The following is a 26,505-nucleotide window of genomic DNA, read 5'->3' on the forward strand; positions in this document are numbered from 1 at the left end:
ACGTCCACTCACCCATCCTTGAGGGGCGAAACGACGACAAGTGTGCCATGCAGAAATGAGAAAGCCCGTCAGGAGACGGGCTTCAAAATGTGACAGGTAAATCCTGTCAGAGTGGCTTGCCGCGGTTGCCATGCTGACTGACAAAGGCCTGCACGGCTTTCAGGTCATTTGGCAAAACTGTGCAGCGCTCATCTCGCTCAAACAAATCAGAAAGATGGGCAGGCAGTTCAAGCGCTTTTCCTACGCCGGCTTTTTCGACGGCTTCAGGGAATTTGACCGGATGGGCCGTTCCCAGAATCACCATCGGAATATCCAGGCTACGACGGCATTCACGCGCAGCCTTGACGCCGATGGCGGTATGCGGATCGAGCAGCTCACCGGTTTGTGCAAAGACTTCAGCGATGGTCTCGCAGGTTTGCGCATCATCCACGGCCAGCGAGTCGAACAGTTTGCGCGCTTCGGTCCAGCGCTCTTGCTCGACGCTGAAACCGCCACCTTGCTTGAAGGTGTCCATCAGGCCGGCAATCGCGGCGCCGTTGCGACCGTGCAGGTCGAACAGCAAGCGCTCGAAGTTCGACGAGACCATGATGTCCATCGATGGCGACAGCGTCGCGTGCAGGGTTTCCTTGACGTACTGATTGCCGCTCATGAAGCGGTGCAGGATGTCGTTGCGGTTGGTGGCGACGATCAACTGGTTGATCGGCAAACCCATGTTACGAGCCAGGTAGCCCGCAAAGATGTCACCGAAGTTACCGGTTGGCACCGAGAACGACACCGAGCGCGCCGGGCCGCCCAACTGCAGGGCTGCGTGGAAGTAGTAGACGATCTGGGCCATGATCCGCGCCCAGTTGATCGAGTTCACCGCCACCAGACGCGTGCCTTTGAGGAAGCTCTGGTCGGCGAAGCTCGCCTTGACCATTTCCTGGCAGTCATCGAAGTTGCCTTCGATGGCGATGTTGTGGATGTTCTCGCCGAAGATGGTGGTCATCTGTCGACGCTGCACTTCGGACACGCGGTTGTGCGGGTGCAGGATGAAGATGTCGACGTTTTCGCAGTGCTTGCAGCCTTCGATGGCGGCCGAACCGGTATCGCCCGAAGTGGCGCCAACGATGACCACGCGCTCACCGCGCTTTTCCAGCACGTAGTCGAGCAGACGACCGAGCAATTGCAGGGCGAAGTCCTTGAACGCCAGGGTCGGGCCGTGAAACAGCTCCAGCACCCATTCGTTGCTGTTCAGCTGACGCAACGGTGCCACGGCGCTGTGAGAGAACACGCCGTACGTTTCTTCGAGGATTTTCTTGAAGTCGGCATCCGGGATACTGCCGGTGACAAACGGGCGCATCACCCGGAAAGCCAGCTCGTGATATGGCAGGCCGGCCCAGGAAGCGATTTCTTCCTGGGTGAAACGTGGCAGGTTTTCCGGCACGTACAGGCCGCCGTCACTGGCCAGACCGGCCAGCAGCACGTCTTCGAAATTCAGGGCCGGTGCCTGGCCGCGGGTACTGATATAACGCATGACTGGCTCCACAATTCAGAGTTCGCAAACCCGGGCTCGCGCACGAGCCCGGTGAACAATAACGACTTAGTTCAGGTGCTCGACGCGGATCCGCACCACCGGACCGACCACGTCCGCCAGGGCCTCGAGGGCGGCGATCGCATCGTTCATGCGCTGTTCCTGCACACGGTGGGTCAGCAGGATCATTGGCACCAGGCCGTCGTGTTCTTCGACTTCCTTTTGCATGATCGATTCGATGTTGATACCACGCTGCGACAGAATGCTCGCAACCTGAGCCAGCACGCCCGGATGATCCTTGGCCTGGATGCGCAGGTAGTAGGCGCTTTCGCAGGCTTCGATCGGCAGGATCGGGTGGGCCGACAGCGAATCCGGCTGGAAAGCCAGATGCGGTACGCGGTTTTCCGGGTCGCTGGTCATGGCGCGAACCACATCCACCAGGTCGGCGATGACCGACGAAGCGGTCGGCTCCATACCGGCGCCCGCCCCGTAGAACAGGGTCGAACCGGCAGCGTCGCCGTTGACCATCACCGCGTTCATCACGCCGTTGACGTTGGCGATCAGGCGATCGGCCGGGATCAGCGTCGGGTGCACACGCAGTTCGATGCCGGCAGCGGTGCTACGCGCCACGCCCAGGTGCTTGATGCGATAGCCCAGCGCTTCGGCGTAATTCACGTCAGCGGTGGTCAGCTTGGTGATGCCTTCGGTGTAGGCCTTGTCGAATTGCAGCGGGATGCCGAACGCGATGGACGCCAGGATCGTCAGCTTGTGCGCCGCATCGATGCCTTCGACGTCGAACGTCGGATCGGCTTCGGCGTAACCCAGGGCTTGCGCCTCGGCGAGTACGTCTTCGAAGGTCCGGCCTTTCTCACGCATTTCGGTGAGGATGAAGTTGCCGGTGCCGTTGATGATCCCGGCGACCCAGTTGATGCGGTTGGCCGACAGGCCTTCGCGGATCGCCTTGATCACCGGAATGCCACCGGCTACCGCGGCTTCGAACGCGACGATCACGCCTTTCTCGCGGGCCTTGGCGAAAATTTCATTACCGTGAACGGCAATCAGTGCCTTGTTCGCGGTGACCACATGCTTGCCATTCTCGATGGCTTTGAGTACCAGCTCGCGGGCAACGGTGTAGCCGCCCATCAGCTCTATAACGATGTCGATCTCAGGGTTCGTGGCCACTTCGAAGACATCGTTGGTAATCGCAATACCGGTCGTCTGGAACTGAGGCTTTGGCGTGCGCATGGCAATTTGTGCCACTTCGATTCCACGCCCGGCACGACGAGCAATTTCCTCGGCGTTGCGCTGAAGTACGTTGAAGGTACCGCCACCGACGGTCCCTAACCCACAGATGCCTACTTTGACCGGTTTCACTGTGAACTCCCCATAAAACGGCCGACTCAAGGCCGGCCGTGGAAAACAGCCGCACAGCGTGCGGCTCTCTATTAATGGAACGCCGACTGCTGTCGCCGCTCCATGATCGTCAAAGGCTTACCGTGACGACGCAGGATTATTTCGCATCCAGTGCCAGTTTGGCGACTTGTGGTGCTGGCTGGTAGCCCGGAATCACATGGCCATCGGCCAAAACGATGGCCGGTGTACCGTTCACGCCAATCGACTGGCCCAGGGCGAACTGTTTGGAAACCGGGTTGGCGCACTTGGCAGCCTTGATTTCCTTGCCATTGACCATGTTGTCCATCGCCGCTTTTTTGTCAGCCGAGCACCAGACCGCTTGCAGTTGCTCATCACCCGGCGAGCCGAGGCCCTGGCGCGGGAAAGCAACATAGCGCACTTCGATGCCCATTTTGTTCAATGCAGGCACTTCGGCGTGCAATTTGTGGCAGTACGGGCAGGTGGTGTCGGTGAATACGGTGATGTGGGTCTTGGTTTCGCCAATCGCCGGGTAAACCACGGTTTCAGCAACCGGAATACCGTTGATCAGCTTGGAGATACCCAGACGCTCGGCCTTTTCGGTGAGGTTGACCGGTTTGCCGTCCTTGAGCTGGAACACATAGCCCTGAACGATGTACTGGCCGTCGGCGCTCGCGTACAGCACGCGGCTGCCCTTGAGCTTGACTTCGTAGAGACCGGCCAACGGGCTGGCACTGATGGACTCGATCGGGGTGTCGAGCTGGAGGGTTTCCAGGCTTTTACGGATGGCTTTATCAGCCGCATCATCGGCGATGGCAAAGGTGCTGACCAACGCAATGGCTGCGGCGGCGAAAATCTGGGTCAGACGCATGGGGACTCCTGAAGGCGGGCAAATGGGTCGACTAGAACGCCGGTACTGAAACACTGGGTCATAACCGCCCATCGTGCAAACCAGCAAAGCCTACCACATAAGGCCCGCGTGGCCGAATGCGCCTGACACAAGTCACACATTTGCCAATCAGTGCAGAACCGCTCTTGTAGCAGCTGGCGCAGCCTGCGTTCGGCTGCGCAGCAGTCGTCAATTCTGTATCCGGGGTGTGACTGAAACACCGCGGCGTCTGCTACAGAGATATGCTCAACCGCGTGGGTGGTGTTTGGCGTGCAGGTCTTGCAAACGGGCACGCGCAACGTGGGTGTAGATCTGGGTGGTCGAGAGATCGCTATGGCCGAGCAACATCTGCACCACCCGCAAATCGGCGCCGTGGTTGAGCAGATGTGTGGCGAAGGCGTGGCGCAAGGTGTGCGGCGACAGGGACTTGCCGATCCCGGCGACTTTGGCCTGGTGTTTGATGCGATGCCAGAAGGTCTGGCGGGTCATCTGCTCGCCACGCAGACTCGGAAACAGCACATCGCTGGGCCGCCCCCCCAGCAATTCGCTACGCCCGTCACGCAGGTAGCGCTCGACCCAGACAATCGCCTCCTCCCCCATCGGCACCAGTCGTTCCTTGCTGCCCTTGCCCATGACCCGCAGCACGCCCTGGCGCAGATTGATCTGCTCGAGCGTCAGGCTGATCAGCTCGGTGACCCGCAGGCCGCAGGCATATAGCACCTCCAGCATGGCGCGATCACGCTGGCCGATTGCTTCGCTCAGGTCTGGTGCGGCGAGCAAGGCTTCCACGTCCGCTTCCGACAACGACTTGGGCAATGGCCGGCCAAGTTGCGGCATATCGACACGCAGTGTGGGGTCGACGGCGATCAGCTTTTCACGCAGCAAATAGCGATAGAACCCACGCACACCTGAAAGAAACCGGGCAGTAGACCGGGGCTTGTAGTTTTGTTCGAGGCGCCAGGCCAGGTGATCGAGGATCAGCTCGCGCCCGGCGTTGAGCAGTTCCAGGCCCTTCTCCTGCAACCAGCCGTTGAACAGGGCCAGGTCGCTGCGATAAGCGTCACGGGTGTTATCGGACAAGCCTTTCTCCAACCACAGGGCGTCGAGAAACTGGTCTATCAATGGATGGTCGATGGCAGGCATAAAGGCTCAAGCAAGACAGGCAACAACGGGAAGGTGGCGAACAGTCTTTCATAGCATGGCCGCTCGCGAAACCATTGCACTTTCAGGGAGAGGAATAAATGACGGGCAACAAAAAAGCAGCCCGTAGGCTGCTTTTTTCTGCATCGGAAGCTGGACTTAAACCAGTTTTTCCTTGATGCGGGCTGCTTTACCCGACAGATCGCGCAGGTAGTACAGCTTGGCTTTACGTACGTCACCGCGACGCTTGACAGCCATGCTGTCGATTTGCGGGCTGTAGGTCTGGAAAGTACGCTCTACGCCAACACCGTTGGAGATTTTACGAACAGTGAAAGCACTGTTCACACCACGGTTACGCTTGGCGATTACTACGCCTTCGAACGCTTGCAGACGCGAACGGTCGCCTTCCTTCACTTTCACCTGAACGACAATGGTGTCGCCCGGGGCAAAGGTAGGGATCTCTTTGGTCATCTGCTCTGCTTCGAGTGCAAGGATGATTTTGTTAGTCATGCTGTGCTCCTAAGGTAAATCGTCGGATCTACCATCGATACGTTGTTAACTATCGTCCCGCTCGCGGATGTATTCCTCGAGCAGCTTCTTCTCTTCTCCAGAAAGCGAGCGGCTTTCCAGAAGATCGGCGCGTCGTTCAAAGGTCCTACCAAGGGACTGCTGTAAACGCCAACGCCGGATATGCGCGTGATTGCCACTCAGCAACACGTCGGGAACACGCTGATCCGCATACACCTCAGGTCGGGTGTAGTGCGGGCAATCCAGCAGACCATCCGTAAAGGAATCTTCCTCGGCGGAGTCCGCATGCCCTAAAGCTCCAGGCAGCAGTCGTGTAACCGCATCGATCAGGACCATCGCCGGCAGCTCGCCGCCAGACAGTACATAGTCGCCAATCGACCACTCTTCATCGACATGAGCGTCAATAAAACGCTCGTCAATGCCTTCATAGCGGCCGGCAATCAGGATTAATGCTTCCTCATTCGCCAACTCGCGTACCGCCGACTGAGTCAGTTGACGGCCTTGGGGCGACAGGTAAATCACCTTCGCCGCCTCCCCGGCTGCTGCCTTGGCCTGAACCAGAGCATCTTCCAGGGGCTTGATCTTCATCACCATGCCCGGACCACCGCCAAATGGGCGATCGTCCACAGTGTGATGTCGATCCGTTGTGTAGTCTCGCGGATTCCAACAGGTCAGCTGCAAGAGCCCCTGTTTCACCGCACGACTGGTGATGCCGTAGTCGCTGATGGCGGAAAACATCTCGGGAAACAAACTGATCACTTCGACGCGCAAGTTAGCCACGCTTAGAAGTCCGCGTCCCAATCCACCTTCATCTCGCCCGCTGCGAGGTCGACGGCCAACACGCATTGCTCCGTATAGGGCAACAGGCGTTCGCGATCATCCAGGCTGCCAGCGCAAGGCTTGACCACCATGACATCGTTCGAGCCAGTCTCCAGCAGGTGATCGATCTTCCCGAGCAATTGCCCGAGGTGGTCGATGACCTTCAGACCTTCCAGCTGGTACCAGTAGTACTCGCCGTCGGTCAGATCAGGAAACAGGTTACGCGGCACGCAGATTTCAAAACCGGCCAGAAGACGAGCTTCTTCGCGGTCATCGAGACCTTTGAGCTTTGTGACCAGAAACTTGCCGCCTTGTACGCGGCCGCTGACCAGCTCTACCTGCCGTACATCGCCTTCGCGCTTGAGCGTCCAGGTTTTGTAGTCCAACAGGTTTCCAATCGGATCAGTAAAGGAAAAGACCTTCACTTCGCCGCGAACGCCATGAATAGAATAAATCTTGCCGATAACGATCAAATCATCAGCGATTGCTGGCGTCGCGTTCATATCGCTCAGGCCGCAGCCTTAGAAGCGTCCTTCAGCAACTGAGCAACGCGCTCAGAAGGTTGTGCACCAACGCTCAGCCAGTAGGCTACGCGCTCTTGGTTCACGGACAGGCGGACTTCTTGACCACGAGCGATCGGGTTGAAGAAACCAACTTGTTCTTTGTGCGAACCGTCGCGTGGGTTGCGGCTGTCGGTCACGGTCAAGTGGTAGAACGGGCGCTTTTTGGAGCCGCCAAGGGCAAGACGGATTGTTAGCATGTGAACATAGTTCCTGTAGTCGGTGCTGCAAATCTAAATGCACAGCGGGCATAGGTGCCCGAAAGGCCGCATATTCTAAGGAATATCCGGACTTTTGCAAATGTCTTTTTCCGGCACCTGTCAGTGTGCCATCCAGATTTGCTATAGAGCCGTTGCGAACAACGGCGAGTCAGCTCCCGCCAATGCGGGCTTGCTGTGGGTCCCACGTCCGTGTGGGGCCGCGCCGACATGAATGCCGACGCGAATTTTTTACATCTTGGGCATGCCGCCGCCGGGCAACATACCGCCCATGCCGCGCATCATTTTGGCCATTCCGCCTTTGGCGGAGAACTTCTTCATCATCTTCTGCATCTGCTTGTGCTGCTTGATCAAGCGCCCGATGTCCTGCACCTGGGTGCCGGAACCCATGGCGATCCGACGCTTGCGCGAACCGCTGATCAGCTCAGGGTCGCGGCGCTCGGCCGGGGTCATGGAGTTGATGATGGCTTCCATCTGCTTGAATTGCTTCTCTGCCGCACCCTGGGCATTGCCCATTTGCGCCAGATTGACCCCGCCGATGTTCGGCAGTTTGTCCATGAGCCCGCCGAGGCCGCCCATGTTCTTCATCTGTTGCAGCTGATCGCGGAAGTCTTCGAGGTCGAAGCCTTTGCCCTTTTTCAGCTTCTTGGCCAGCTTGTCGGCCTTTTCCTTGTCGAGGGTCTGTTCGGCCTGCTCGATCAGGCTGAGTACGTCGCCCATGCCGAGGATGCGCGAAGCGATCCGCTCCGGGTGGAACGGTTCGAGGGCTTCGGTCTTCTCGCCCATACCGATGAACTTGATCGGCTTGCCAGTGATCGCACGTACCGACAGCGCGGCACCGCCACGGGCGTCACCGTCAACCTTGGTCAGGATCACACCGGTCAGCGGCAGCGCGTCGCCAAAGGCCTTGGCCGTGATGGCGGCGTCCTGGCCGGTCATGGCGTCGACCACGAACAGCGTTTCGACCGGTTTGATCGCGGCGTGCAGGGCCTTGATCTCGCCCATCATCTCTTCGTCGATGTGCAGGCGACCGGCAGTATCGACGATGACCACGTCGATGAATTTCAGTCTCGCTTCTTTAATGGCCGCTTCGGCGATGTCGACCGGCTTCTGGCTCAGGTCGGACGGGAAGAACGTCACACCGATGTCGTTGGCCAGGGTTTCCAGCTGCTTGATCGCGGCCGGGCGGTAAACGTCCGCCGACACCACCATGACCGACTTCTTCTTGCGCTCTTTGAGGAAGCGCGCCAGCTTGCCAGCGGTGGTGGTTTTACCGGCACCTTGCAAACCAGCCATCAAAATGACGGCAGGCGGCACGGCGCTCAGGTTCAAGTCTTCGTTGGCTGCGCCCATCAGGCTTTCGAGTTCGGCCTGGACAATCTTCACGAAGGCCTGGCCCGGCGTCAGGCTGCGCGACACCTCGGTGCCGACAGCACGCTCCTTCACCGAGTTGACGAAGTCTTTGACCACCGGCAAGGCGACGTCGGCTTCGAGCAACGCCATGCGCACTTCGCGCAGGGTGTCTTTGATATTGTCCTCGGTCAGCTTGGCCTTGCCAGTGACATGGCGCAGCGTCTGCGAGAGACGGTCGGTTAAGTTTTCAAACATGCGCGATCCTTTCAGGCCCTATGGAGACCGAGGTAATGGCGGCCCAGACCGTGAAAAACATGTGCTCGGCGAGCCTGCGGCGTGGGCAGGTCGCGGATTATAGCGAAGACTGCGTCTGGCGCACACCCGCCGTCTGGTTGAGTGGTCTTTCGTGTCATGTCGGTTGTATGCCAAACTCAGCCTCTTTCGGGCTTGCCTAACAGGATTTATGCTCCCTTTGTCACCCAGTTTGCTCAGCACCCTCGCCGCCGCTTGCTTGTACGCCGCTGCGACTCTCTATCAAGGCACTCGTCTGGCCCAAGGCGCCAAGGCGAACAAACGCCTGCTGGTCTCGCTCGGCATCCTTGCCGTGCTGGCCCACAGCGCGAGCCTCCTCACCCACCTGATGACGCCGACTGGCCTGGGCCTGGACTTTTTCAGTGCCGCCAGCCTGATCGCCGCAGCCGTCATCGCGCTGACGCTGCTGGCCTGCTCACGGATCCCGGTCGAAAACCTGCTGGTGTTGCTGTTCCCGCTGGGGATGACCACGGTGCTGCTGGCGCAGTTCGCACCCTCGGGCACCGTGCAGGTGATCGACGAAGAACCTGGGATTCTTGCGCATATCCTGCTGTCGATCCTCGCCTATGGCATGTTCACCATCGCGGTGTTCCAGGCTTTGCTGCTGTTGGTCCAGGACCACCAGCTCAAGCACAAGCACCCGTCCGGCCTGATCAAGAATTTTCCACCACTGCAAACCATGGAAAGCCTGCTGTTCGGTTTTCTCTGGGCCGGCTGGACCCTGTTGTCGCTGTCGCTGATCTCCGGCTGGCTGTTCGTCGAAAACCTGTTCGCCCAGCATCTGGTGCACAAAACCCTGCTGGCATGCCTGGCCTGGATCGTGTTCAGTGTGTTGCTGTGGGGCCGCAATCGTCTTGGCTGGCGCGGCCACAAGGCCATTCGCTGGACCCTCGCCGGTTTCTGCCTGCTGATGCTGGCCTATTTTGGCAGCAAGCTGGTCCGCGAATTCATCCTGCACATCTGACGGGTATTCGCTATGGATAACCTGCCCATAGGGCCGCTGCTCGCCGTGCTGGCCCTGCTGATCTTATGGTCAGGGCTGTTCACCGCCATCGAAGCCGCACAGCAGCATCTATTGACCCAGCGGACCGCCTCGCGCTCCGGCGACAAGCCGGTGGCAAAACTCAACTTCCCGCTCAACAGCCTGATCCTCTGCAATACCCTGTGCCGCGCACTGGTGGTGGTCATCAGCACGCTGCTGGCGATTTTCGGCTGGGCTGAAAAAGGTCCATGGCTCGCCTGCCTGAGTGCCACTGCTGCGCTACTGGTATTTGCCGAATACCTGCCACGCACCCTCGCCAGCCGTTATCCGGACGCCATTCTGGCGCTGGGCAACACCCTGCTCGGCGTGCCGCTGAAAATAATTTACCCGGCCGCCTGGCTGCTCGGCGGCATCAGCCAATTACTGCTCAAGCCGTTCGCACGCAAGGTCAAGGTCGTCCAGCAAAGCGAAGACGAGCCACCTGCCCTGCAGAACAACGACACCGACCACGAACACCCGACCTGCCGACCACACGCGCTGTCGGGCATTCATGCGCTGGATAACATCACCGTCAACGACATCCTGGTGCCGCGCAGCGAAGTCGACGGGATCAATCTGGACGACTCGATCGAGGAAATCATCGAACAGCTGCGCGCCAACAAACGCACGCGCCTGCCGGTGTTTCACAGCGATATCAACCAGGTCGAAGCGGTACTCAATACCCGACAGATCCGCCATTTGCTGCCCGACGCCAGTCTGACCAAAGACGCCTTGCTGGCGGCGTGCCACGAACCTTACTTCGTCCCGGAAAGCACCCCGCTGCAACTGCAATTGCTGAATTTTCACAAGCAGCAGCGCCGCCTGGGCATGGTGGTCGACGAATACGGTGAAGTAGAAGGCATCGTCACCCTGGAAGACATTCTCGAAGAAATCGTCGGCGAATTCGAAAGCCAGCACAGCCTCGACAACCCGCACATTCACCCGCAGGCCGACGGCCGGTTGGTGATCGAGGGTGCAGCCTCGATTCGCGAACTGAACAAGAGCCTCGGCTGGCACCTGCCGAGCGACGGCCCGAAAACCCTCAACGGGCTGGTCACCGAGGCACTGGAAACCATTCCAGACAGCGCGGTGTGCCTGAAAATCGGGCGTTATCGCCTGGAAATCCTCGAAACCGAAGACAACCGCGTCAGCCGGGTATTGATCTGGCACGTAGCCGCTGGCGAGGCCACAAGCCTGCGCTCGATGGCAAAACCGCTGTAGAACCCACATCCCTGGGTGTTTCAACCATAATAATTCGCTCCACAGGAGCACATGACTGTCAGGGATTACCGCATGACTACCAGCACCACTTACAGCGACGCTGTGCCTGCCCAACCGACGAACTCCACTACGCGAGTCGCAACGGCCAGTTTTATTGGCACCGCCATCGAGTTCTACGACTTCTACGTCTATGCCACCGCCGCCGCGCTGGTGATCGGCCCGGTGTTCTTTCCGCAGACCTCCGGCACCGCCCAGATGCTCTCGGCCTTCCTGACCTTCGGTATCGCGTTCCTGGCCCGCCCCTTGGGCTCGGCGCTGTTCGGCCACTTTGGCGATCGTATCGGGCGCAAATCCACCCTGGTCGCGTCCTTGCTGCTGATGGGCGTCTGCACCACGCTGATCGGCGTGCTGCCGGGTTACGAGAGCATTGGCGCCTGGGCACCGATCCTGCTTTGTGTGTTGCGCTTCGGCCAGGGCCTTGGACTGGGCGGTGAATGGGGCGGTGCAGCATTGCTCGCCACCGAAAACGCACCAAAGGGCAAACGCGCCTGGTTCGGCATGTTCCCGCAACTCGGCCCTTCTATCGGTTTTCTCGCGGCTAACGGATTGTTCCTGACCCTGGCGATGACCCTGAACGACGAGCAATTTCGCTCCTGGGGCTGGCGGATTCCGTTCCTGCTCAGCGCCGTGCTGGTGATGGTCGGCCTGTATGTGCGCCTGAAACTGCATGAAACGCCGGTCTTCGCCAACGCGATGGCACGTCAGGAACGGGTGAAGATCCCGCTGGTCGAGCTGTTCAGCCAATACTGGGCACCGATGCTGTTGGGTGCAGCGGCGATGGTCGTCTGCTACGCGCTGTTTTACATCTCGACGGTGTTTTCCCTGAGTTACGGTGTTTCGACCCTGGGTTACAGCCGCGAAACCTTCCTCGGCCTGCTGTGCTTCGCCGTGCTGTTCATGGCCGCAGCCACACCGCTGTCGGCGTGGGCCAGTGACCGTTTCGGGCGCAAACCGGTGCTGATCATCGGTGGCGTGCTGGCGATTCTCTCGGGCTTCACCATGGAACCGCTGCTGACCCACGGTACGACCTGGGGTGTGGCACTGTTCCTGTGCATCGAGCTGTTCTTGATGGGCGTGACGTTCGCCCCGATGGGCGCGTTGCTGCCAGAGCTGTTCCCCACCCGCGTGCGTTATACCGGCGCGTCGGCGGCCTACAACCTGGGCGGCATTGTTGGCGCTTCGGCGGCACCGTTCTTCGCGCAGAAGCTGGTGGCGATGGGTGGATTGAGTTGGGTTGGCGGGTATGTGTCAGTGGCAGCGGTGATCAGCCTGATCGCGGTGCTGTGCCTGAAAGAGACGCGGCATAACGACCTGAATCAGGTCTCTTAAAGCAAGAGCATCGCGAGCAGGCTCGCTCCCACATTAGATTTCGGGTCTACACACAATCTGTGCCCAACCGAAAATCCTGTGGGAGCGAGCCTGCTCGCGATAGACGCGCCTCGGTTTACAGCTCTACAACGACAGCTTGGGAAGCGCGGGTCGCTTTGGCCCGGGCGGCCTCGATCGACTCGTCACGAGCCAGGGCAACGCCCATCCGGCGCTGGCCGTTGACTTCCGGCTTGCCAAACAGGCGCAGTGCCGTATCCGGCTCGGCCAGGGCGGCACCCAGGTTGGCGAAAGCGGTCTGGGTCGACTGCCCTTCCACCAGAATCACTGCCGACGCCGACGGGCCGAACTGACGGATCAACGGGATCGGCAGGCCGAGAATCGCCCGTGCATGCAAGGCGAACTGCGACAGGTCCTGAGAAATCAGGGTCACCAGACCGGTGTCGTGCGGGCGCGGCGAGACTTCGCTGAACCACACCTGATCTCCCTTGATGAACAACTCAACACCAAACAGACCACGGCCACCCAGGGCTTCGGTCACGGCTTTGGCCACGCGCTCGGATTCCGCCAGCGCAATCGGGCTCATCGCTTGCGGCTGCCAGGACTCCTGATAGTCGCCCTTCTCCTGACGATGGCCGACCGGTGCACAGAATGTGGTGCCGCCGATGTGGCGAACGGTGAGCAAGGTGATTTCGTAGTCGAAGTCGATGAAGCCTTCGATGATCACCCGACCTTTACCGGCACGACCACCTTCCTGCGCGTAATCCCAGGCTTTCTGCACGTCATCGACGCTGCGCAGCAGGCTCTGGCCTTTGCCCGAGGAACTCATGACCGGCTTGACCACGCATGGGAAGCCCAGGTCGTCGACCGCCTTGCGGTAATCTTCGAAGGTATCGGCGAAGTGGTACGGCGAGGTCGGCAGGTCCAGCTCTTCAGCGGCCAGACGACGGATGCCTTCACGGTTCATGGTCAATTGCGCGGCGCGAGCGGTCGGGATCACGGTGAAGCCTTCGGCTTCCAGCTCGACCAGCGTGGCGGTGGCGATGGCTTCGATTTCCGGCACGATGAAGTGCGGTTTCTCGGCTTCGATCACGGCACGCAAGGCCGCGCCGTCGAGCATGTTGATCACGTGGCTGCGATGCGCCACCTGCATCGCCGGCGCGTTGGCGTAACGATCCACGGCAATCACTTCAACGCCCAGGCGTTGCAGCTCGATCACCACTTCCTTGCCCAACTCACCACAGCCACACATCAATACGCGGGTCGCAGTTGGCGACAATGGAGTTCCGATACGGGTCATCTCAGGTCCTCAAAGGAGCGGATCATCGAGGGATGCGGCGCCAGGCGCGCATCCCTTAGGGAGAAAGCGCGGCATTTTACATGAACCTGAGGGTTTGGCTCAGCTTGCCAGCGCGTTCTTGCGCAAACGCCAGGCCATGGCCAGCCAGACGATGGTCACACCGGCGAATTTCGAGCCCAGGGCGGTGAGGATCACACCCGGCGTCAGGGCATCGATCATGCCGAAGAAAATGAAGGTATCCAGCGGAATGCTCAGCGCCGAACTTATCCACAGACGGTCGTGCAACGGACGCTTGGTGATGCTGAACACCAGCCAGTCAATGCACTCCGAAACGGCGAAGGCAATGGCGCTGGCCAGGGCGATGGAGGGATCGGAGGTGAGGTAGGACAGAACCAGCGCCGCCAGCATCGCTGCCAGCGCGCCGTGACCGAAACGGGTTTGCACCATGTCGCGCAGCACAAATACCAGGCCACCCCAGGCCGACCAGATGATGTCCAGGTGCGGGGCAGTGGAAAAGGCGTAGTTGATCAGCACGACACTGCTGATGTAAGCGATCAGGAAGAACATGGCGCGCGGAGATACCTGTCAATTTTGTGCACAGGGTACGTTAGGGGATGGGGTTGGGCCAAGTGAGGTATTGCCCGTGATGGCCTCTTCGCGAGCAGGCTCGCTCCCACATTAATTCAGTGTCGATCACAACAATGCGGCAACATCGATCAAGTGTGGGAGCGAGCCTGCTCGCGATAAAGTGCGCAGCACTTTCAAAGTACAGCTCAATTGCCCGGTTTTGCCCCAATCATCCAAAGCAACCCACTCGATTTGGCCCGTTCATGACACAACCCCAGCACCTTGCGGCGTTCGTCGTTGTCCATGCGGCTCCAGCGGGTGATCTCCTCCACCGTGCGTTGGCAGCCGGTGCAGATATCGTCCTCATCCAGTGCGCAAATGTTCACGCACGGTGAGCGTACGGGTCTTTCGCTGTCGTTCATTGTTCCTGCTCGACCAGATCGCGGGCATAGCGCTGCGAGTTATGCACATAGTGGGCGGCGCTGGCTTCGAGCATTTTCTTCTGCGGCTCGGTCAGTTCACGTACTACCTTGCCCGGCGAGCCCATGACCAGCGAACCGTCAGGGATTTCCTTGCCTTCGCCGATCAGCGAGTTGGCGCCAATGATGCAGTTCTTGCCGATTTTCGCGCCGTTGAGGATCACCGCGTTGATGCCGATCAGGCTGTAATCGCCCACCGTGCAGCCGTGCAACATGGCGTTGTGGCCGATAGTCACACCAGTGCCGATAGTCAGCGGGTAGCCCATGTCGGTGTGCATCACCGTGCCATCCTGCACGTTGCTGTTCTTGCCGATCAGGATCAGCTCGTTGTCGCCGCGCAACACCGCGTTGAACCAGACGTTGGCGCCCTCTTCCAGCTTGACCTTGCCCACCAGCACGGCATTAGGTGCGACCCAGCTCTGCGGGTGGGTTTCGACGCGGGCGTCGCCCAGGCGGTATTTCATCTTATTGTCCTCAAGGCCAGGCAGGCTCACTTGCACAACGCAGGGTTCACGCCATACGCGCGATGGTTTCAAATATTGATAAAGCTTTTCGGGGGTTGATGCAGGCTGATCTGCGCGTCATAGAGCAGGTTGATCAGCTCGACGATCATGATCGCCGTCAGGCCCCAGATCTTGTATTCGCCGAAACGGTAGCTCGGCACATACCAGCTGCGGCCCTGGTAATCGATGCGGTGCGTGTGTTCACGCGGGTCCTTGCGGAAGAACTCCAGCGGTACGCTGAACACCGCGGCAATTTCGGCATCGTTGGCCCGGTACTCGACGAAGTCTGGAATCACCCCGACGTAAGGCGTGACCTTGATCCCATGCAGGGAGATCAACGGGCTCAACGGACCGATCACTTCCACCAGGCCGGGTGGCAGGCCGATTTCTTCTTCGGCTTCACGCAACGCGGTGAAAATAAGGTCCGGGTCTTCCGGATCGCGTCGCCCGCCAGGAAAGGCCACTTCACCGCCATGGGTCGAGAGCCCGCTGGCGCGCAGGGTCAGAACCAGCTCCGGTTCATCACTGCGGGTGATAGGCACCAGGACCGCGGCCTCCGGAAAACGCAGGTCGGTTTCCAGCGTGCGCGGCGTGTGGTTGCTTACCCGATGCAGTAGCTCATCCAGCATGAGTGCTCTCGATTTGTTAGCTACCTTGCATCATGCACCAAACACATCGACCGCCCAACCCCCTGAACCATGGCATGTCGCTAAACGACAACTTGCCGACAGATACCGCCGCACGCCAAGATAGGCGCAGCATTTTCGGAAGCCCAGCATGAAATTCTGCAGCCAGTGCGGTAACCCGGTCACCCAACGCATTCCCGAAGGCGACTCGCGCCTGCGGTACGTCTGCGACCAGTGCCAGACCATCCATTATCAGAACCCGAATATCGTCGCTGGTTGCCTGCCAACCTGGGGCACTCAGGTGCTGTTATGCCGGCGCGCCATCGAACCGCGCCGCGGTTACTGGACCTTGCCGGCCGGCTTCATGGAAAACGGTGAAACCATCGAACAGGCGGCCATTCGCGAAACCGCCGAAGAAGCGTGTGCACGGGTGCGCAACCTGAACATCTATACACTGATCGATGTGCCGCACATCAGCCAGGTGCACGTTTTCTTTCGCGCAGAGCTGGTGGACCTGGACTTTGCCGCGGGCGAAGAAAGCCTGGAGGTGAGGCTTTTCGAAGAAGCTGACATCCCGTGGTCGGAGCTGGCTTTCCGCACGGTCGGCCGTACCCTAGAATGCTTCTATGCAGACCGTCGGATAGAACATTTTCCTGTGCGTTCCGAGTCCATTCCTCCGCTTGCTCAGCCTGCGATCACTTAAACTATAAAAGTACGCCGTACTCTCAGGGATATCGTTTTAATGCGCTGGTTGCTTGCCGCTTTCTGCCTGTCGTTTGTCATGGTTTCCCACGCTGCCACCACGGAGACCCTGGACGGCAAAATCATCGAAAAAGTGTTGGTGCTCAAATCTGCCCATCAGTTGCAGCTGATCAATGATGGCAAGCCACTGCGGACCTATCGCATCTCGCTGGGCAAAAACCCCAAGGGCCCAAAACTGATGGAGGGTGATCGGCGCACGCCAGAAGGTTTGTATTGGCTGGACTGGCGCAAGGTCAGCGATCGCTTCAACCTGGCCATGCACATTTCCTACCCGAACATCAGCGACTCCGTTCGTTCGCGCCGCGAAGGTGTGCAGCCCGGTGGCATGATCATGATCCATGGCACCCCGGACACTGAAGAAAACCCTGAAGAGCTGTTCCACACCCTGGACTGGACCGACGGCTGCATCGGCATGCGCAACGTCGACATGCGCGAAGTCTGGGGGCTGGTCAAAGACGGCACGATGATCGAAATCCGCCCCTGATTTGAGCTGCGGCGTGGGGACCAAAACCTGTGGGAGCGAGCCTGCTCCGGGCGGCGTTCCGACGATAGCGGTATTACATCCAACATCTATGTTGACTGTTACGCCGCTATCGCGAGCAGGCTCGCTCCCACAGGGGTAATGCTCCAGAGTCATCAAAAAAAATAAAAATATTCCTCCCGAACCACGCCTCCACCTGCAATACCACTTCCCTCCTGAAGCACCGGCGCAGACAGTGATCTGATCCACTACCACCGCCACCTCCAATACCACTTGAAGCCCAATACCGCCGTGCCCTCCAGCGCAGCGCTTATTCGCTCGCCCCTAGTGGACCACTGGCGTTGACATGGTATTTAAGTGGTATTAGTTTTGCGCCATGACCGGGGCAACAACACTCCACTATCCCCATCGGACCTGCACCCATGAATCACATCCTGGCCCTGCGCCCTGACGACACCCAGCCAACGCCGTTGTACCTGCAACTGGCGCGCAACCTGGAAGCGGCGATTCATGCCGGCCAGTGGAAAGCCGAACAGGCATTGCCGTCGGAACGCAACCTCAGCGAAATGCTGAACATCTCCCGCGTGACCGCCCGCAAGGCGCTGGAAGTGCTGTTCGAGCAAGGCCTGATCCGGCGCAGCCAAGGCTCCGGCACCTTCATCACTCCACGCCTCGAACAACCGCTGTCCCGGCTGTCCGGTTTCAGCGAAATGCTCCGCCTCAAAGGTTTCGTGCCAAGTTCGCAATGGCTGGAGCGGGAAATCACCCAGCCGACCCACGAAGAACTGATCCGCCTCGCGCTCTCGCCCTACGACAAAGTCGCGCGCCTCAAGCGTTTGCGTAAAGCCGACGACACCGTGATGGCCATCGAGATGAGCACCCTGCCCGCCTCGATCATCGCCCAGCCGCAAGCGGTCGGTGATTCGCTTTACGAATACCTCGACGGCATCGGCAAACCGGTGGTGCGCGCCCTGCAACACATTCAGGCGATCAACGCCTCGGACGAATTCGCCGCGCTGGTCGGCATCGCCCCCGGCACCGCCATGCTGCTGATGACCCGGGTCGGTTACCTCGAAGACAACACCCCGATCGAAGTCACCGACACCTATTGCCGCAATGACTACTACGACTTTGTCGCAGAACTGCGTCGCTAAGCCCTGCGCCACGACGCCGGAGAATTACTGATGTCCGAAGACAACATCCTCACCGCCCAAGGCTGGATCCGCGGTCGCTTGATCCATGAACACGGCAAGATCGTGCGCATCGAAGGTCAGCCGTGCGATCCGGCAGACAACGACCTGCCTTACCTGCTGCCGGGTTTCATCGACCTGCACGTTCACGGCGGTGGCGGCAAGGACATCATGGAAGGCACGCCGGCCTTCGACACCATCACCAAAACCCACGTGCGTTTCGGCACCACCTCGCTTCTGGCCACCACCATGACCGCGCCGCCGGAAGAAATTTCCCGGGTACTGGCCGAGGTCGGCGAGTTCTGCGAACAGCGCCCGAAAGGCTGCGCCCGGGTACTCGGCGTGCACCTTGAAGGCCCGTATATCAACCCTGGAAAACTCGGTGCACAACCGAACTTTGCCCACACCGCGCTGATGGCCGAAGTCGAAGCCTACCTGGCGCTGGCGCCGATCCGGGTGATCACCATTGCCCCGGAAATCGCCGGTCACGACAAACTGATTCGCGCCCTCAGTGACCGTGGCATTCGCATGCAGATCGGCCACACCCTGGGCAGCTACGAAGAAGGTGTCGCAGCGCTGGAGGCCGGCGCCAGCAGTTTCACCCACCTTTATAACGCCATGAGCCCGCTGCATCACCGCGAACCGGGAATCGTCGGCGCGGCACTGGCCCACGCCAAGTACGCGGAACTGATTCCCGACCTGCTGCACGTGCATCCCGGCGCCATCCGCGTGGCCCTGCGCTCGATCCCATGCCTGTATTGCGTCACCGATTCCACCGCCGCCGCCGGCATGCCGGACGGCGAATACAAGCTCGGCAGCCACACCGTGACCAAATGCCTGGGCGGCGTGCGCCTGCCCGACGGCACGCTGGCCGGCAGCACCCTGACCATGGATCAGGCGCTGCGCAACCTGGTGAAGATCGGCCTGCCACTGGCCGAGGCCTCGCAACGGCTGTCGCAATTCCCCGCCGATTATCTCGGCATCCATGAGCGCGGCCGCCTGCAACCCGGCGCCTGGGCTGACTGCGTGCGTCTGGATCGCTCACTCACACTGACCGCCGTAATGGTCGAAGGAGAAGACATTGACTTCAAAAATGCTTGAAGAGGCGCTGTCCTCGTACAAGGCGGTCGACGCTCAGTTGCAGCAACTGGATCCGCAGATGATCGAGATCGCCGGGCGCCTGAACCGTCAGCCGCCGCAAGTGGCGATGACGGTTGCACGCGGCAGTTCCGATCACGCCGCCAACTACTTCGCCTACCTGACCATGCAGCACGTGGGTATTCCGGTGGCATCGTTGCCGATGTCGGTGGTGACCATGCAGCAAGCGCCGCTGAAGGTCAGCGGTCAGGCGGTATTCGCGTTCTCGCAGTCCGGGCAAAGTCCGGATCTGGTCAACAGCCTGCGTCTGCTGCGCAAACGGGGCGCCCTGAGCATTGCGATGGTCAATGCCGAGAACTCGCCACTGGAGGCCGCCTGTGAATTCAGCCTGCCGCTGTGCGCCGGTACCGAAAGCAGCGTCGCCGCGACCAAAAGTTTCATCGCCACCCTCAGCGCCAGCGCGCGGCTGATCGCCCACTGGAAGCAGGACGCCGAATTGCTGCAAGCCGGCCTCGCGCTGCCAGAAGGATTGCGCGACGCCGCCACGCAGGACTGGAGCCTGGCGGTCGACGTACTGCGTGACTGCCAACGCTTGATGGTGATCGGCCGTGGTGCCGGGTTCGCGATTGCTCAGGAAGCGGCACTGAAACTCAAGGAAACCTCGGCGATCCAGGCCGAAGCCTTCAGCAGCGCCGAAGTCAAACACGGCCCCATGGCACTCATCGACGACAACTACCCCCTGCTGGTGTTCGCCCCGCGCGGCGCCGAACAGGCTGGCTTGCTGAGCCTCGCCGCCGAGATGCGTCAACGTGGTGCCCGCGTATTGCTGGCCGCCCCGGATGATTTCAGCGAACGCGACCTGACGCTGAGCCGCGCCGAGCACCCGGCGCTGGACCCGATTCTCGCCATCCAGAGTTTCTACGTCATGGCGGCCGGCCTCGCGGTCGCCCGTGGCATGGACCCGGACCAGCCGCGTCACTTGAGCAAAGTGACCCGCACCCACTAACACGCCCGAATCGAGTACCGCGCCATGCATAACAACAATAAAGACCTGACCCTCAGCGCCCCGCTCAGCGGCCCGGTGCTCACGCTTGTCAAGGTTCCGGACCCGGTGTTCGCTAGTGGCGCCATGGGTGACGGGATCGCCATCGACCCGCTGAACAACACCCTTCACGCTCCGTGTGCCGGTGTGGTGGTGCATGTTGCCCGCACCGGCCATGCCGTAACCCTGCGCGCCGACAACGGCGCCGAACTGCTGCTGCACCTGGGCCTGGACACGGTCGAGTTGCAGGGCGAAGGGTTCTCGATGCTGGTCAAGGAAGGCACCCGCGTCAGCAATGGCCAGGCGCTGCTGCGCTTTGATCTGGACCAGGTCGCGCAAGGCTGCACAAGCCTGATCAGTCTGTTGATCCTGACCAACAGCGAAGACTTTCAGGTGCTGCCGATCACCCTCAAATCGGTCAAGGTCGGCGAGCCGTTGTTGCACATCGTGCCAAGAACCACCCACAGCGCACAGGCCGAGGCGGACAGCTCAGGTGCCGAGGTTCACGGGCACATTCGCATCATCCATCGCGGCGGCCTGCATGCACGGCCAGCAGCGCTGATCCGCCAGACCGCGCACCTGTTCAACAGTAAATCGCAGCTGCATTTCGCCGGTAAATCGGCGTCGTGCGACAGCCTGATCGGGCTGATGGGCCTGGGGATTGGCGAGCAGGACGAGGTTCAAGTCAGTTGCAAGGGCGCGGACGCCAAGGCGGCGCTGCAAGCCTTGTTGAACGCCTTGTCCACGGCGGTCAACGACGACAGCCACGCGACCGCACCGACACCGATTGCCCAGCGTACCCGTACCGCCGAAGCCGGCGTGCTCAATGGTGTCTGTGCCGCGCCGGGCCTGGTCGGCGGCCCGCTGTTCCAACTGGCGGCCATCCCTCTGCCGGAAGACACCGGCAAGCATAACGCCGAAGAACAACTGCAAGCCCTCGACCGTGCGCTGGAACGGGTTCGCAGCGAAATCCGCGAAACCCTGTCCCACGCCAAAAAGCACAAACACACCGAGGAGGAACAGATTTTCGCCGCCCACCTGGCGCTGCTCGAAGACCCGGCGCTGCTTGAAGCGGCCATCCAGTCGATCGATCAGGGCAGCGCCGCCACTCACGCCTGGAGCCAGTCAATCGAGGTGCAATGTGAGGTGTTGCAACAGCTCGGCAACCCGCTGCTGGCCGAACGTGCCAATGATCTGCGCGACCTCAGGCAACGGGTGCTGCGCGCCCTGCTCGGTCAGGATTGGCACTACGACGTACCGGCCGGCGCTATCGTCGCCGCGCATGAACTGACCCCTTCCGATTTGCTGCAACTGAGCCAGCAAGGCGTCGCCGGGCTGTGCATGGCCGAAGGTGGCGCGACCTCCCATGTGGCAATTCTTGCCCGTGGCAAAGGCCTGCCGTGCCTGGTTGCCCTCAGCGCCTCACTGCTCCATCAACCGCAAGGCCAGTCGGTGGTGCTGGACGCCGACGGCGGACGCCTGGAGCTGACGCCGGACAGCCAACGCCTGGAGCAAGTCGCCCAGGCCCAGCGTGAACATCTGCAACGCCGCGAACGCCAACAAGCGCAAGCCCACAACCCGGCACACACCCGCGATGGCCTGCGGATCGAAGTCGCGGCCAACGTGGCCTCCAGCAATGAGGCGGCTGATGCGTTGAAAGGCGGCGCCGATGGCGTTGGCCTGCTGCGCACCGAGTTTCTGTTCGTCGATCGGCAGACCGCGCCGGATGAACAGGAACAGCGTCAGGCCTATCAAGCGGTGCTGGATGCCATGGGCGACAAGTCAGTGATCATCCGCACCATCGACGTCGGCGGCGACAAACAACTCGACTACCTGCCGCTGCCGGCCGAAGCCAACCCGGTGCTCGGCCTGCGCGGCATCCGCATGGCCCAGGTACGCCCGGAACTGCTCGACCAGCAATTACGTGCGCTGCTGCAAGTCAGCCCGTTGCAGCGCTGCCGGATTTTGCTGCCGATGGTCACCGAGGTCGACGAATTGCTGTACATCCGCCAACGCCTCGATGCCTTGTGCGCCGAGCTTGCGCTCACGCAGCGTCCTGAACTGGGGGTGATGATCGAAGTCCCGGCCGCAGCGCTTCTCGCCGAGCAATTGGCGGAACACGCGGACTTCCTGTCCATTGGCACCAACGACCTGTCCCAATACACCCTGGCCATGGACCGCGACCACGCCGGTCTCGCTGCACGGGTCGATGCCCTGCACCCGGCGCTGCTGCGGCTGATCGCCCAGACCTGCATCGGTGCCGCCAAGCATCAGCGTTGGGTCGGCGTTTGCGGTGCACTGGCCTCCGATCCACTGGCGACCCCGGTGCTGATTGGCCTGGGTATCCGCGAGCTGTCCGTCAGCCCGCCGCAAGTCGGTGAAATCAAGGAACGCGTCCGCCAACTGGACGCCGCCGACTGCCAGCGCTTCAGCGCCACCCTGCTCAACCTGAGCAGCGCCACGGCGGTGCGTCACGCCTGTCATCAACATTGGCCTCTGAGCTGAAAACAACAGCGACCAGGGTCTGTACGAAAACTCGCCGAGTGGCGATCAGGCAAGGCAAAAACAGGCGAGGAAGCGGAGTTTACGGGTTGTAAATGAGCATTCCGAGCCTGTTTTTAACGCAGCATGATCGACACGCAGGCAGTTTTCGTACAGAGCCTAGAACAACAAGAACACAGGGAGATACGCCATGTACCAACTCTTCATCGAAGGCTTGCAGCGCCTCGGACGGGCACTGATGCTGCCCATCGCGATCCTGCCGATTGCCGGCCTGTTGCTGCGTCTGGGCGACACCGACTTGCTGAACATTGCGATCATCCACGACGCCGGGCAAGTGATCTTCGCCAACCTGGCGCTGATCTTCGCCATCGGCATCGCCGTCGGGTTCGCCCGGGACAATAACGGCACCGCCGGGCTGGCCGGTGCGATTGGTTACCTGGTGATGGTCTCCACACTGAAAGTGCTGGATGCGAGCATCAACATGGGCATGCTCGCCGGGATCATCAGCGGCTTGATGGCCGGCGCGCTGTACAACCGCTTCAAGGACATCAAGCTACCGGAATACCTGGCGTTCTTCGGCGGCCGACGCTTCGTGCCGATTGCCACCGGGTTCAGCGCCGTTGGCCTGGGCGTGATCTTCGGTTTGATCTGGCCACCGATCCAGCACGGCATCAACAGCTTCGGCCAACTGCTGCTGGAAAGCGGCAGCATCGGTGCCTTCGTCTTCGGCGTGTTCAACCGCTTGCTGATCGTCACCGGCCTGCACCACATCCTCAACAACATGGCGTGGTTCATCTTCGGCAGCTTCACCGACCCGACCACCGGCGCCATCGTCACCGGCGACCTGGCACGCTATTTTGCCGGCGACCCGAAGGGCGGCCAGTTCATGACCGGGATGTTCCCGATGATGATCTTCGGCCTGCCCGCCGCCTGCCTGGCGATGTACCGCAACGCCCTGCCGGAACGCCGCAAAGTCATGGGCGGGATCTTCCTGTCGATGGCCCTGACCTCGTTCCTGACGGGCGTCACCGAACCGATCGAATTCGCCTTCATGTTCCTCGCACCGCTGCTGTATTTACTGCACGCGCTGCTGACTGGCATGGCGATGGCCATCACCAATGCGTTGAACATTCACTTGGGCTTCACCTTCTCTGGCGGCGCCATCGACATGGCGCTGGGCTGGGGCAAGTCCACCAACGGCTGGCTGGTGTTCCCGGTAGGCCTGGCGTACGCGGTGATCTACTACGTGGTGTTCGACTTCTGCATCCGCCGCTTCAACCTGAAAACCCCGGGGCGTGAAGGTGTCGTCGTCGGTGAGAAGGTGGTGCTGAGCGAAAATCAACGCGCCGGGGCCTATATTCAAGCCTTGGGCGGTGCTGACAACCTGATCACCGTCGGCGCTTGCACCACGCGATTGCGCCTGGAAATGGTCGACCGCAACAAAGCCTCGGACAGCGAATTGAAAGCCCTCGGCGCCATGGCCGTGGTTCGCCCCGGCAAGGGCGGCAGCTTGCAGGTAGTAGTCGGACCGCTGGCCGACAGCATTGCCGATGAAATTCGCCAGGCCATGCCGACGGCGGGTGCTGCGGTGGTAGCGGCTGCTGTGGTGGTCGAAGAAACTCCAAAAGCAGGACCTGTGGAGACACCAGAAGCGCAGAAATGGCTGAACGCCCTGGGTGGCAGCGACAACGTGCTGCAACTCGATTGCGTGGCCATGACCCGGATTCGCCTGCAACTGGCGGACGGGAAAGCACTGTCGGAGTGTCAGCTCAGGGACTTGGGTTGCCAGGGTGTGAGTGCACTGGACGGTGGCGTGTGGCATCTGTTGATTGGTGACAAGGCGTTGAGTTTGAGTGAGGCGCTGGAGGGGTTGGTGAATCGTAGTGAGGTGAGTGCGAAGGTTTAGCACTTTAAAAGATCGCAGTCTGAGGCAACTCCCACATTCGGGGGAGTGTGGTTAATGCAGGAACTGCCGCAGGCTGCGAGCCTTTGGACGCGATTCAAAACCGCTGACTGTTTCCGGTTCAGCGGTTTTTTCATTTATTCAGGTAATAGAAAGCGATTCAGCTATTACTTGCAATTACTTCACAGTAAAGGACCAAGTATGAGTCACGTCTCCATGATAGAACTTAATCTTGATCTTATAATCTCCTACCGCAAAATGTAGTCCTATTGGCCCCCAATGCTTAGAGTTAGGCTCCGTAACGCTAAATCTAAGACCTTTATCATCAGATACTTCGACCTTGTGACCCGGTTCTGTCGTCCCCTTAAACATCACTAGTCCTGCTTTGGTTATTCCACCGTCAGGAATAGGCTCTCCGTTAGCGTCAGAAATCAAAAATGTATTTCCCAATATTTGCGCTGAAGTCATGGTGGTACTTCCTTTTGGATGTGCGGTTATGAATTTTTATAAAGCCTGATCCACCCACCGCCCACAACTGTCAGAACTTACAGGTAGCTACATAAATCAGACCAGCGGTAGGCCTGACTCTCTCCCAATATAAAAAACCGCTGACCGTTTCCGGTTCAGCGGTTTTTTTGTTTTACGCCGCATGAATGACCTGCTGCGCCGCTATTCCTTGACGTAAAACTGGTCCGACTCCGACGGGTTGTAATCATCCAGCGCCTTGTCCACCAACAACAAAGCACCATCGACCATCCGGCAAATCGCCAACGCCACGCTACGTCGCGAACCTTCGATCTCGAATGCCAGGTCGGCGGCCATCACCTTGACCGAGGCCAGATCTTCCGAGGCATTGGCCAACAGGCTTTCGAGGCCCACATCGGGTGAAACGCTGAACAAGCGGTCTGAGCGCAGATCGCTGAAGCGCAGTTTGGCGAGGGTGGGTTTCAGGTAATGATCGAGGGCGCGGTGGGCGGCGTCGTGGAGCTTTTTTGAATCGAGGGATTCGTAGGGGGAGACGTCGTCGTGTTCGGGAGGGTTGGAGTTGTCTTTGATCATTGTGGAGCTCCTGAGAAATATTGGAGCGACCGACATCCGTTGTAGATGCGGCGCCTGTAAGCGCCTAACGAATTTTGCGGGCTTGCAGTCCCGATCGCTGAATAGGCAGCGACGTTCAAAGGCTAGAGGCCGTGCTTCCGAGGGGCAACCCTAAAGACTTGTCGGAGATTTCTGTGTTTCCCGTGATGCTGTCGGCGAGTTCGACTCAACTCCTACGGGCATTACACAAGTGCCATTCCCAAGCGCAGCATCCAACCGCTCAGGTCGGCTGTCAGGCCGCCATCGCGGGCAAGCCTTGCTCCTACAGTCATTCCCCACACTCAGTGTCCATTCGCGAAGCGGAGCGCGGAGCGTCCCTGGCGGCATTCCTTTGCTGCGCGTGGGAACGAGATCTAAGCCGTACGCGCTCTTACCACTCAGGCCGGCTGTCAGGCCGCCGTGCTGTGGCTTTTGATCTTGATCCACCCGCCCCTTCGGGAGGCCGAGTGGAGGTGTTCATCAGGGGGTGGGCGCGCAGCGCCGTACGGCGCAGCCGGACACATCGAGAGGAGGTCGTCGCGMAGCAGACCGTAGGCGATGCCCCCTGATGGACACCGGARTGAGGGAACGCCGAGCCTAGGCGAGGTGCCGTACGCTTGGGGCGAGCGTTTTTTTGCTTACTT

Annotated in this window: 26 protein-coding genes; 10 read left to right on the top strand and 16 right to left on the bottom strand. The window is 60.2% G+C overall.

The features are described 5' to 3' along the window. Nucleotides 1-106: 106 nt before the first annotated feature. The 9 genes from thrC to ffh form a co-directional block, all read right to left on the bottom strand. On the bottom strand, nt 107-1,516 hold the full coding sequence (thrC, locus tag AC1DHT_RS22630; RefSeq protein WP_216744776.1) for a threonine synthase: 1,410 nt from the start codon (nt 1,514-1,516) through the stop codon (nt 107-109). A gap of 66 nt (nt 1,517-1,582) precedes the next feature. Continuing rightward, nucleotides 1,583-2,887: a homoserine dehydrogenase gene (locus AC1DHT_RS22635; RefSeq protein WP_054593847.1), complete on the bottom strand. Its 1,305-nt coding sequence runs from the start codon at nt 2,885-2,887 to the stop codon at nt 1,583-1,585. A gap of 136 nt (nt 2,888-3,023) precedes the next feature. Then, nucleotides 3,024-3,755 carry a DsbC family protein gene (locus tag AC1DHT_RS22640; protein ID WP_427534697.1) on the bottom strand — a complete coding sequence of 244 codons (732 nt, stop codon included), beginning with the start codon at nt 3,753-3,755 and terminating at the stop codon, nt 3,024-3,026. 264 nt (nt 3,756-4,019) lie between these two features. Further along, nucleotides 4,020-4,916 carry a site-specific tyrosine recombinase XerD gene (xerD, locus tag AC1DHT_RS22645; RefSeq protein WP_347927917.1) on the bottom strand — a complete coding sequence of 299 codons (897 nt, stop codon included), beginning with the start codon at nt 4,914-4,916 and terminating at the stop codon, nt 4,020-4,022. Nucleotides 4,917-5,072: 156 nt separating this feature from the next. Beyond that, nucleotides 5,073-5,423 carry a 50S ribosomal protein L19 gene (gene rplS / locus AC1DHT_RS22650; protein ID WP_054593850.1) on the bottom strand — a complete coding sequence of 117 codons (351 nt, stop codon included), beginning with the start codon at nt 5,421-5,423 and terminating at the stop codon, nt 5,073-5,075. A gap of 45 nt (nt 5,424-5,468) precedes the next feature. Beyond that, nucleotides 5,469-6,221 (bottom strand): tRNA (guanosine(37)-N1)-methyltransferase TrmD, encoded by a 753-nt coding sequence (gene trmD / locus AC1DHT_RS22655; protein ID WP_019692017.1) that lies wholly within the window; start codon nt 6,219-6,221, stop codon nt 5,469-5,471. Between the two features lie 2 nt (nt 6,222-6,223). Beyond that, the gene (gene rimM, locus AC1DHT_RS22660; protein WP_054593851.1) at nt 6,224-6,763 is read right to left on the bottom strand and encodes a ribosome maturation factor RimM; all 540 of its coding nucleotides are present in this window, start codon (nt 6,761-6,763) and stop codon (nt 6,224-6,226) included. A 5-nt stretch (nt 6,764-6,768) separates the two neighbouring features. Continuing rightward, nucleotides 6,769-7,020, bottom strand: coding sequence for a 30S ribosomal protein S16 (rpsP, locus tag AC1DHT_RS22665; RefSeq protein ID WP_003209587.1), 252 nt, complete (start codon nt 7,018-7,020; stop codon nt 6,769-6,771). A 249-nt stretch (nt 7,021-7,269) separates the two neighbouring features. Further along, nucleotides 7,270-8,646 (bottom strand): signal recognition particle protein, encoded by a 1,377-nt coding sequence (gene ffh, locus AC1DHT_RS22670; RefSeq protein ID WP_427545941.1) that lies wholly within the window; start codon nt 8,644-8,646, stop codon nt 7,270-7,272. A gap of 208 nt (nt 8,647-8,854) precedes the next feature. Between ffh and AC1DHT_RS22675 the strand changes: the two genes are divergently transcribed. From AC1DHT_RS22675 to AC1DHT_RS22685, 3 genes are all read left to right on the top strand, one after another. Continuing rightward, entirely contained in the window at nt 8,855-9,667 is an 813-nt protein-coding gene (locus AC1DHT_RS22675) for a cytochrome C assembly family protein (protein WP_216744780.1), read from the top strand. Nucleotides 9,668-9,679: 12 nt separating this feature from the next. Then, nucleotides 9,680-10,945: a transporter associated domain-containing protein gene (locus tag AC1DHT_RS22680; RefSeq protein ID WP_427545939.1), complete on the top strand. Its 1,266-nt coding sequence runs from the start codon at nt 9,680-9,682 to the stop codon at nt 10,943-10,945. A 72-nt stretch (nt 10,946-11,017) separates the two neighbouring features. Then, nucleotides 11,018-12,334 carry an MFS transporter gene (locus AC1DHT_RS22685; protein ID WP_427545937.1) on the top strand — a complete coding sequence of 439 codons (1,317 nt, stop codon included), beginning with the start codon at nt 11,018-11,020 and terminating at the stop codon, nt 12,332-12,334. Nucleotides 12,335-12,449: 115 nt separating this feature from the next. On the opposite strand, the gene purT is transcribed toward AC1DHT_RS22685, so the two are convergent. The 5 genes from purT to AC1DHT_RS22710 all read right to left on the bottom strand — a co-directional run bounded on the left by purT (nt 12,450) and on the right by AC1DHT_RS22710 (nt 15,809). Continuing rightward, nucleotides 12,450-13,631 carry a formate-dependent phosphoribosylglycinamide formyltransferase gene (purT, locus tag AC1DHT_RS22690; RefSeq protein WP_054593855.1) on the bottom strand — a complete coding sequence of 394 codons (1,182 nt, stop codon included), beginning with the start codon at nt 13,629-13,631 and terminating at the stop codon, nt 12,450-12,452. A gap of 99 nt (nt 13,632-13,730) precedes the next feature. Next, entirely contained in the window at nt 13,731-14,198 is a 468-nt protein-coding gene (locus AC1DHT_RS22695) for a preQ0 transporter (RefSeq protein WP_427545935.1), read from the bottom strand. A gap of 206 nt (nt 14,199-14,404) precedes the next feature. Further along, entirely contained in the window at nt 14,405-14,620 is a 216-nt protein-coding gene (locus AC1DHT_RS22700) for a DUF1289 domain-containing protein (protein WP_427545933.1), read from the bottom strand. Next, nucleotides 14,617-15,141 carry a gamma carbonic anhydrase family protein gene (locus AC1DHT_RS22705; protein ID WP_007936184.1) on the bottom strand — a complete coding sequence of 175 codons (525 nt, stop codon included), beginning with the start codon at nt 15,139-15,141 and terminating at the stop codon, nt 14,617-14,619. Before AC1DHT_RS22705 ends, AC1DHT_RS22700 begins: the two co-directional genes overlap by 4 nt. 68 nt (nt 15,142-15,209) lie before the next feature. Further along, the gene (locus tag AC1DHT_RS22710) at nt 15,210-15,809 is read right to left on the bottom strand and encodes a CoA pyrophosphatase (protein ID WP_103319612.1); all 600 of its coding nucleotides are present in this window, start codon (nt 15,807-15,809) and stop codon (nt 15,210-15,212) included. 148 nt (nt 15,810-15,957) lie between these two features. Here AC1DHT_RS22710 and AC1DHT_RS22715 point away from each other — a divergent pair, with 148 nt between their 5' ends. The 7 genes from AC1DHT_RS22715 (at nt 15,958) to nagE (ending at nt 24,787) form a co-directional block, all read left to right on the top strand. After that, nucleotides 15,958-16,509, top strand: a complete 552-nt coding sequence (locus AC1DHT_RS22715) for an NUDIX hydrolase (RefSeq protein ID WP_427534186.1) — start codon at nt 15,958-15,960, stop codon at nt 16,507-16,509. A gap of 39 nt (nt 16,510-16,548) precedes the next feature. Beyond that, nucleotides 16,549-17,052 (top strand): L,D-transpeptidase family protein, encoded by a 504-nt coding sequence (locus AC1DHT_RS22720; protein WP_054593860.1) that lies wholly within the window; start codon nt 16,549-16,551, stop codon nt 17,050-17,052. Between the two features lie 419 nt (nt 17,053-17,471). Beyond that, nucleotides 17,472-18,203, top strand: coding sequence for a GntR family transcriptional regulator (locus AC1DHT_RS22725; RefSeq protein WP_071551701.1), 732 nt, complete (start codon nt 17,472-17,474; stop codon nt 18,201-18,203). Nucleotides 18,204-18,233: 30 nt separating this feature from the next. Next, nucleotides 18,234-19,340, top strand: coding sequence for an N-acetylglucosamine-6-phosphate deacetylase (gene nagA / locus AC1DHT_RS22730; RefSeq protein ID WP_427545931.1), 1,107 nt, complete (start codon nt 18,234-18,236; stop codon nt 19,338-19,340). Then, entirely contained in the window at nt 19,333-20,343 is a 1,011-nt protein-coding gene (locus tag AC1DHT_RS22735) for an SIS domain-containing protein (RefSeq protein ID WP_477761482.1), read from the top strand. Before nagA ends, AC1DHT_RS22735 begins: the two co-directional genes overlap by 8 nt. A 24-nt stretch (nt 20,344-20,367) precedes the next feature. Further along, nucleotides 20,368-22,884, top strand: a complete 2,517-nt coding sequence (gene ptsP, locus AC1DHT_RS22740; RefSeq protein WP_427545929.1) for a phosphoenolpyruvate--protein phosphotransferase — start codon at nt 20,368-20,370, stop codon at nt 22,882-22,884. Between the two features lie 187 nt (nt 22,885-23,071). Next, nucleotides 23,072-24,787, top strand: a complete 1,716-nt coding sequence (nagE, locus tag AC1DHT_RS22745; protein WP_427545927.1) for an N-acetylglucosamine-specific PTS transporter subunit IIBC — start codon at nt 23,072-23,074, stop codon at nt 24,785-24,787. 174 nt (nt 24,788-24,961) lie between these two features. On the opposite strand, the gene AC1DHT_RS22750 is transcribed toward nagE, so the two are convergent. Both AC1DHT_RS22750 and AC1DHT_RS22755 read right to left on the bottom strand, forming a co-directional pair. Next, nucleotides 24,962-25,252, bottom strand: coding sequence for a hypothetical protein (locus AC1DHT_RS22750; protein WP_427545925.1), 291 nt, complete (start codon nt 25,250-25,252; stop codon nt 24,962-24,964). Between the two features lie 201 nt (nt 25,253-25,453). Continuing rightward, on the bottom strand, nt 25,454-25,843 hold the full coding sequence (locus tag AC1DHT_RS22755) for a DUF6124 family protein (protein ID WP_427534180.1): 390 nt from the start codon (nt 25,841-25,843) through the stop codon (nt 25,454-25,456). Between the last annotated feature and the right edge of the window lie 662 nt (nt 25,844-26,505).

This window comes from Pseudomonas sp. 05N432, assembly GCF_056396945.1.

Bases quoted from the DNA above. Each gene is read 5' to 3' on its own strand.
- AC1DHT_RS22685 (WP_427545937.1), top strand. From the start codon at position 11,018: ATGACTACCAGCACCACTTACAGCGACGCTGTGCCTGCCCAACCGACG.
- AC1DHT_RS22640 (WP_427534697.1), bottom strand. From the start codon at position 3,755: ATGCGTCTGACCCAGATTTTCGCCGCCGCAGCCATTGCGTTGGTCAGC.
- AC1DHT_RS22700 (WP_427545933.1), bottom strand. From the start codon at position 14,620: ATGAACGACAGCGAAAGACCCGTACGCTCACCGTGCGTGAACATTTGC.
- nagA (WP_427545931.1), top strand. From the start codon at position 18,234: ATGTCCGAAGACAACATCCTCACCGCCCAAGGCTGGATCCGCGGTCGC.
- AC1DHT_RS22695 (WP_427545935.1), bottom strand. From the start codon at position 14,198: ATGTTCTTCCTGATCGCTTACATCAGCAGTGTCGTGCTGATCAACTAC.
- AC1DHT_RS22680 (WP_427545939.1), top strand. From the start codon at position 9,680: ATGGATAACCTGCCCATAGGGCCGCTGCTCGCCGTGCTGGCCCTGCTG.
- AC1DHT_RS22720 (WP_054593860.1), top strand. From the start codon at position 16,549: ATGCGCTGGTTGCTTGCCGCTTTCTGCCTGTCGTTTGTCATGGTTTCC.
- AC1DHT_RS22750 (WP_427545925.1), bottom strand. From the start codon at position 25,252: ATGACTTCAGCGCAAATATTGGGAAATACATTTTTGATTTCTGACGCT.
- AC1DHT_RS22755 (WP_427534180.1), bottom strand. From the start codon at position 25,843: ATGATCAAAGACAACTCCAACCCTCCCGAACACGACGACGTCTCCCCC.
- AC1DHT_RS22715 (WP_427534186.1), top strand. From the start codon at position 15,958: ATGAAATTCTGCAGCCAGTGCGGTAACCCGGTCACCCAACGCATTCCC.
- rpsP (WP_003209587.1), bottom strand. From the start codon at position 7,020: ATGCTAACAATCCGTCTTGCCCTTGGCGGCTCCAAAAAGCGCCCGTTC.
- thrC (WP_216744776.1), bottom strand. From the start codon at position 1,516: ATGCGTTATATCAGTACCCGCGGCCAGGCACCGGCCCTGAATTTCGAA.
- rplS (WP_054593850.1), bottom strand. From the start codon at position 5,423: ATGACTAACAAAATCATCCTTGCACTCGAAGCAGAGCAGATGACCAAA.
- xerD (WP_347927917.1), bottom strand. From the start codon at position 4,916: ATGCCTGCCATCGACCATCCATTGATAGACCAGTTTCTCGACGCCCTG.
- AC1DHT_RS22710 (WP_103319612.1), bottom strand. From the start codon at position 15,809: ATGCTGGATGAGCTACTGCATCGGGTAAGCAACCACACGCCGCGCACG.
- rimM (WP_054593851.1), bottom strand. From the start codon at position 6,763: ATGAACGCGACGCCAGCAATCGCTGATGATTTGATCGTTATCGGCAAG.
- AC1DHT_RS22735 (WP_477761482.1), top strand. From the start codon at position 19,333: ATGCTTGAAGAGGCGCTGTCCTCGTACAAGGCGGTCGACGCTCAGTTG.
- purT (WP_054593855.1), bottom strand. From the start codon at position 13,631: ATGACCCGTATCGGAACTCCATTGTCGCCAACTGCGACCCGCGTATTG.
- AC1DHT_RS22725 (WP_071551701.1), top strand. From the start codon at position 17,472: ATGAATCACATCCTGGCCCTGCGCCCTGACGACACCCAGCCAACGCCG.
- nagE (WP_427545927.1), top strand. From the start codon at position 23,072: ATGTACCAACTCTTCATCGAAGGCTTGCAGCGCCTCGGACGGGCACTG.
- AC1DHT_RS22675 (WP_216744780.1), top strand. From the start codon at position 8,855: ATGCTCCCTTTGTCACCCAGTTTGCTCAGCACCCTCGCCGCCGCTTGC.
- AC1DHT_RS22705 (WP_007936184.1), bottom strand. From the start codon at position 15,141: ATGAAATACCGCCTGGGCGACGCCCGCGTCGAAACCCACCCGCAGAGC.
- ptsP (WP_427545929.1), top strand. From the start codon at position 20,368: ATGCATAACAACAATAAAGACCTGACCCTCAGCGCCCCGCTCAGCGGC.
- ffh (WP_427545941.1), bottom strand. From the start codon at position 8,646: ATGTTTGAAAACTTAACCGACCGTCTCTCGCAGACGCTGCGCCATGTC.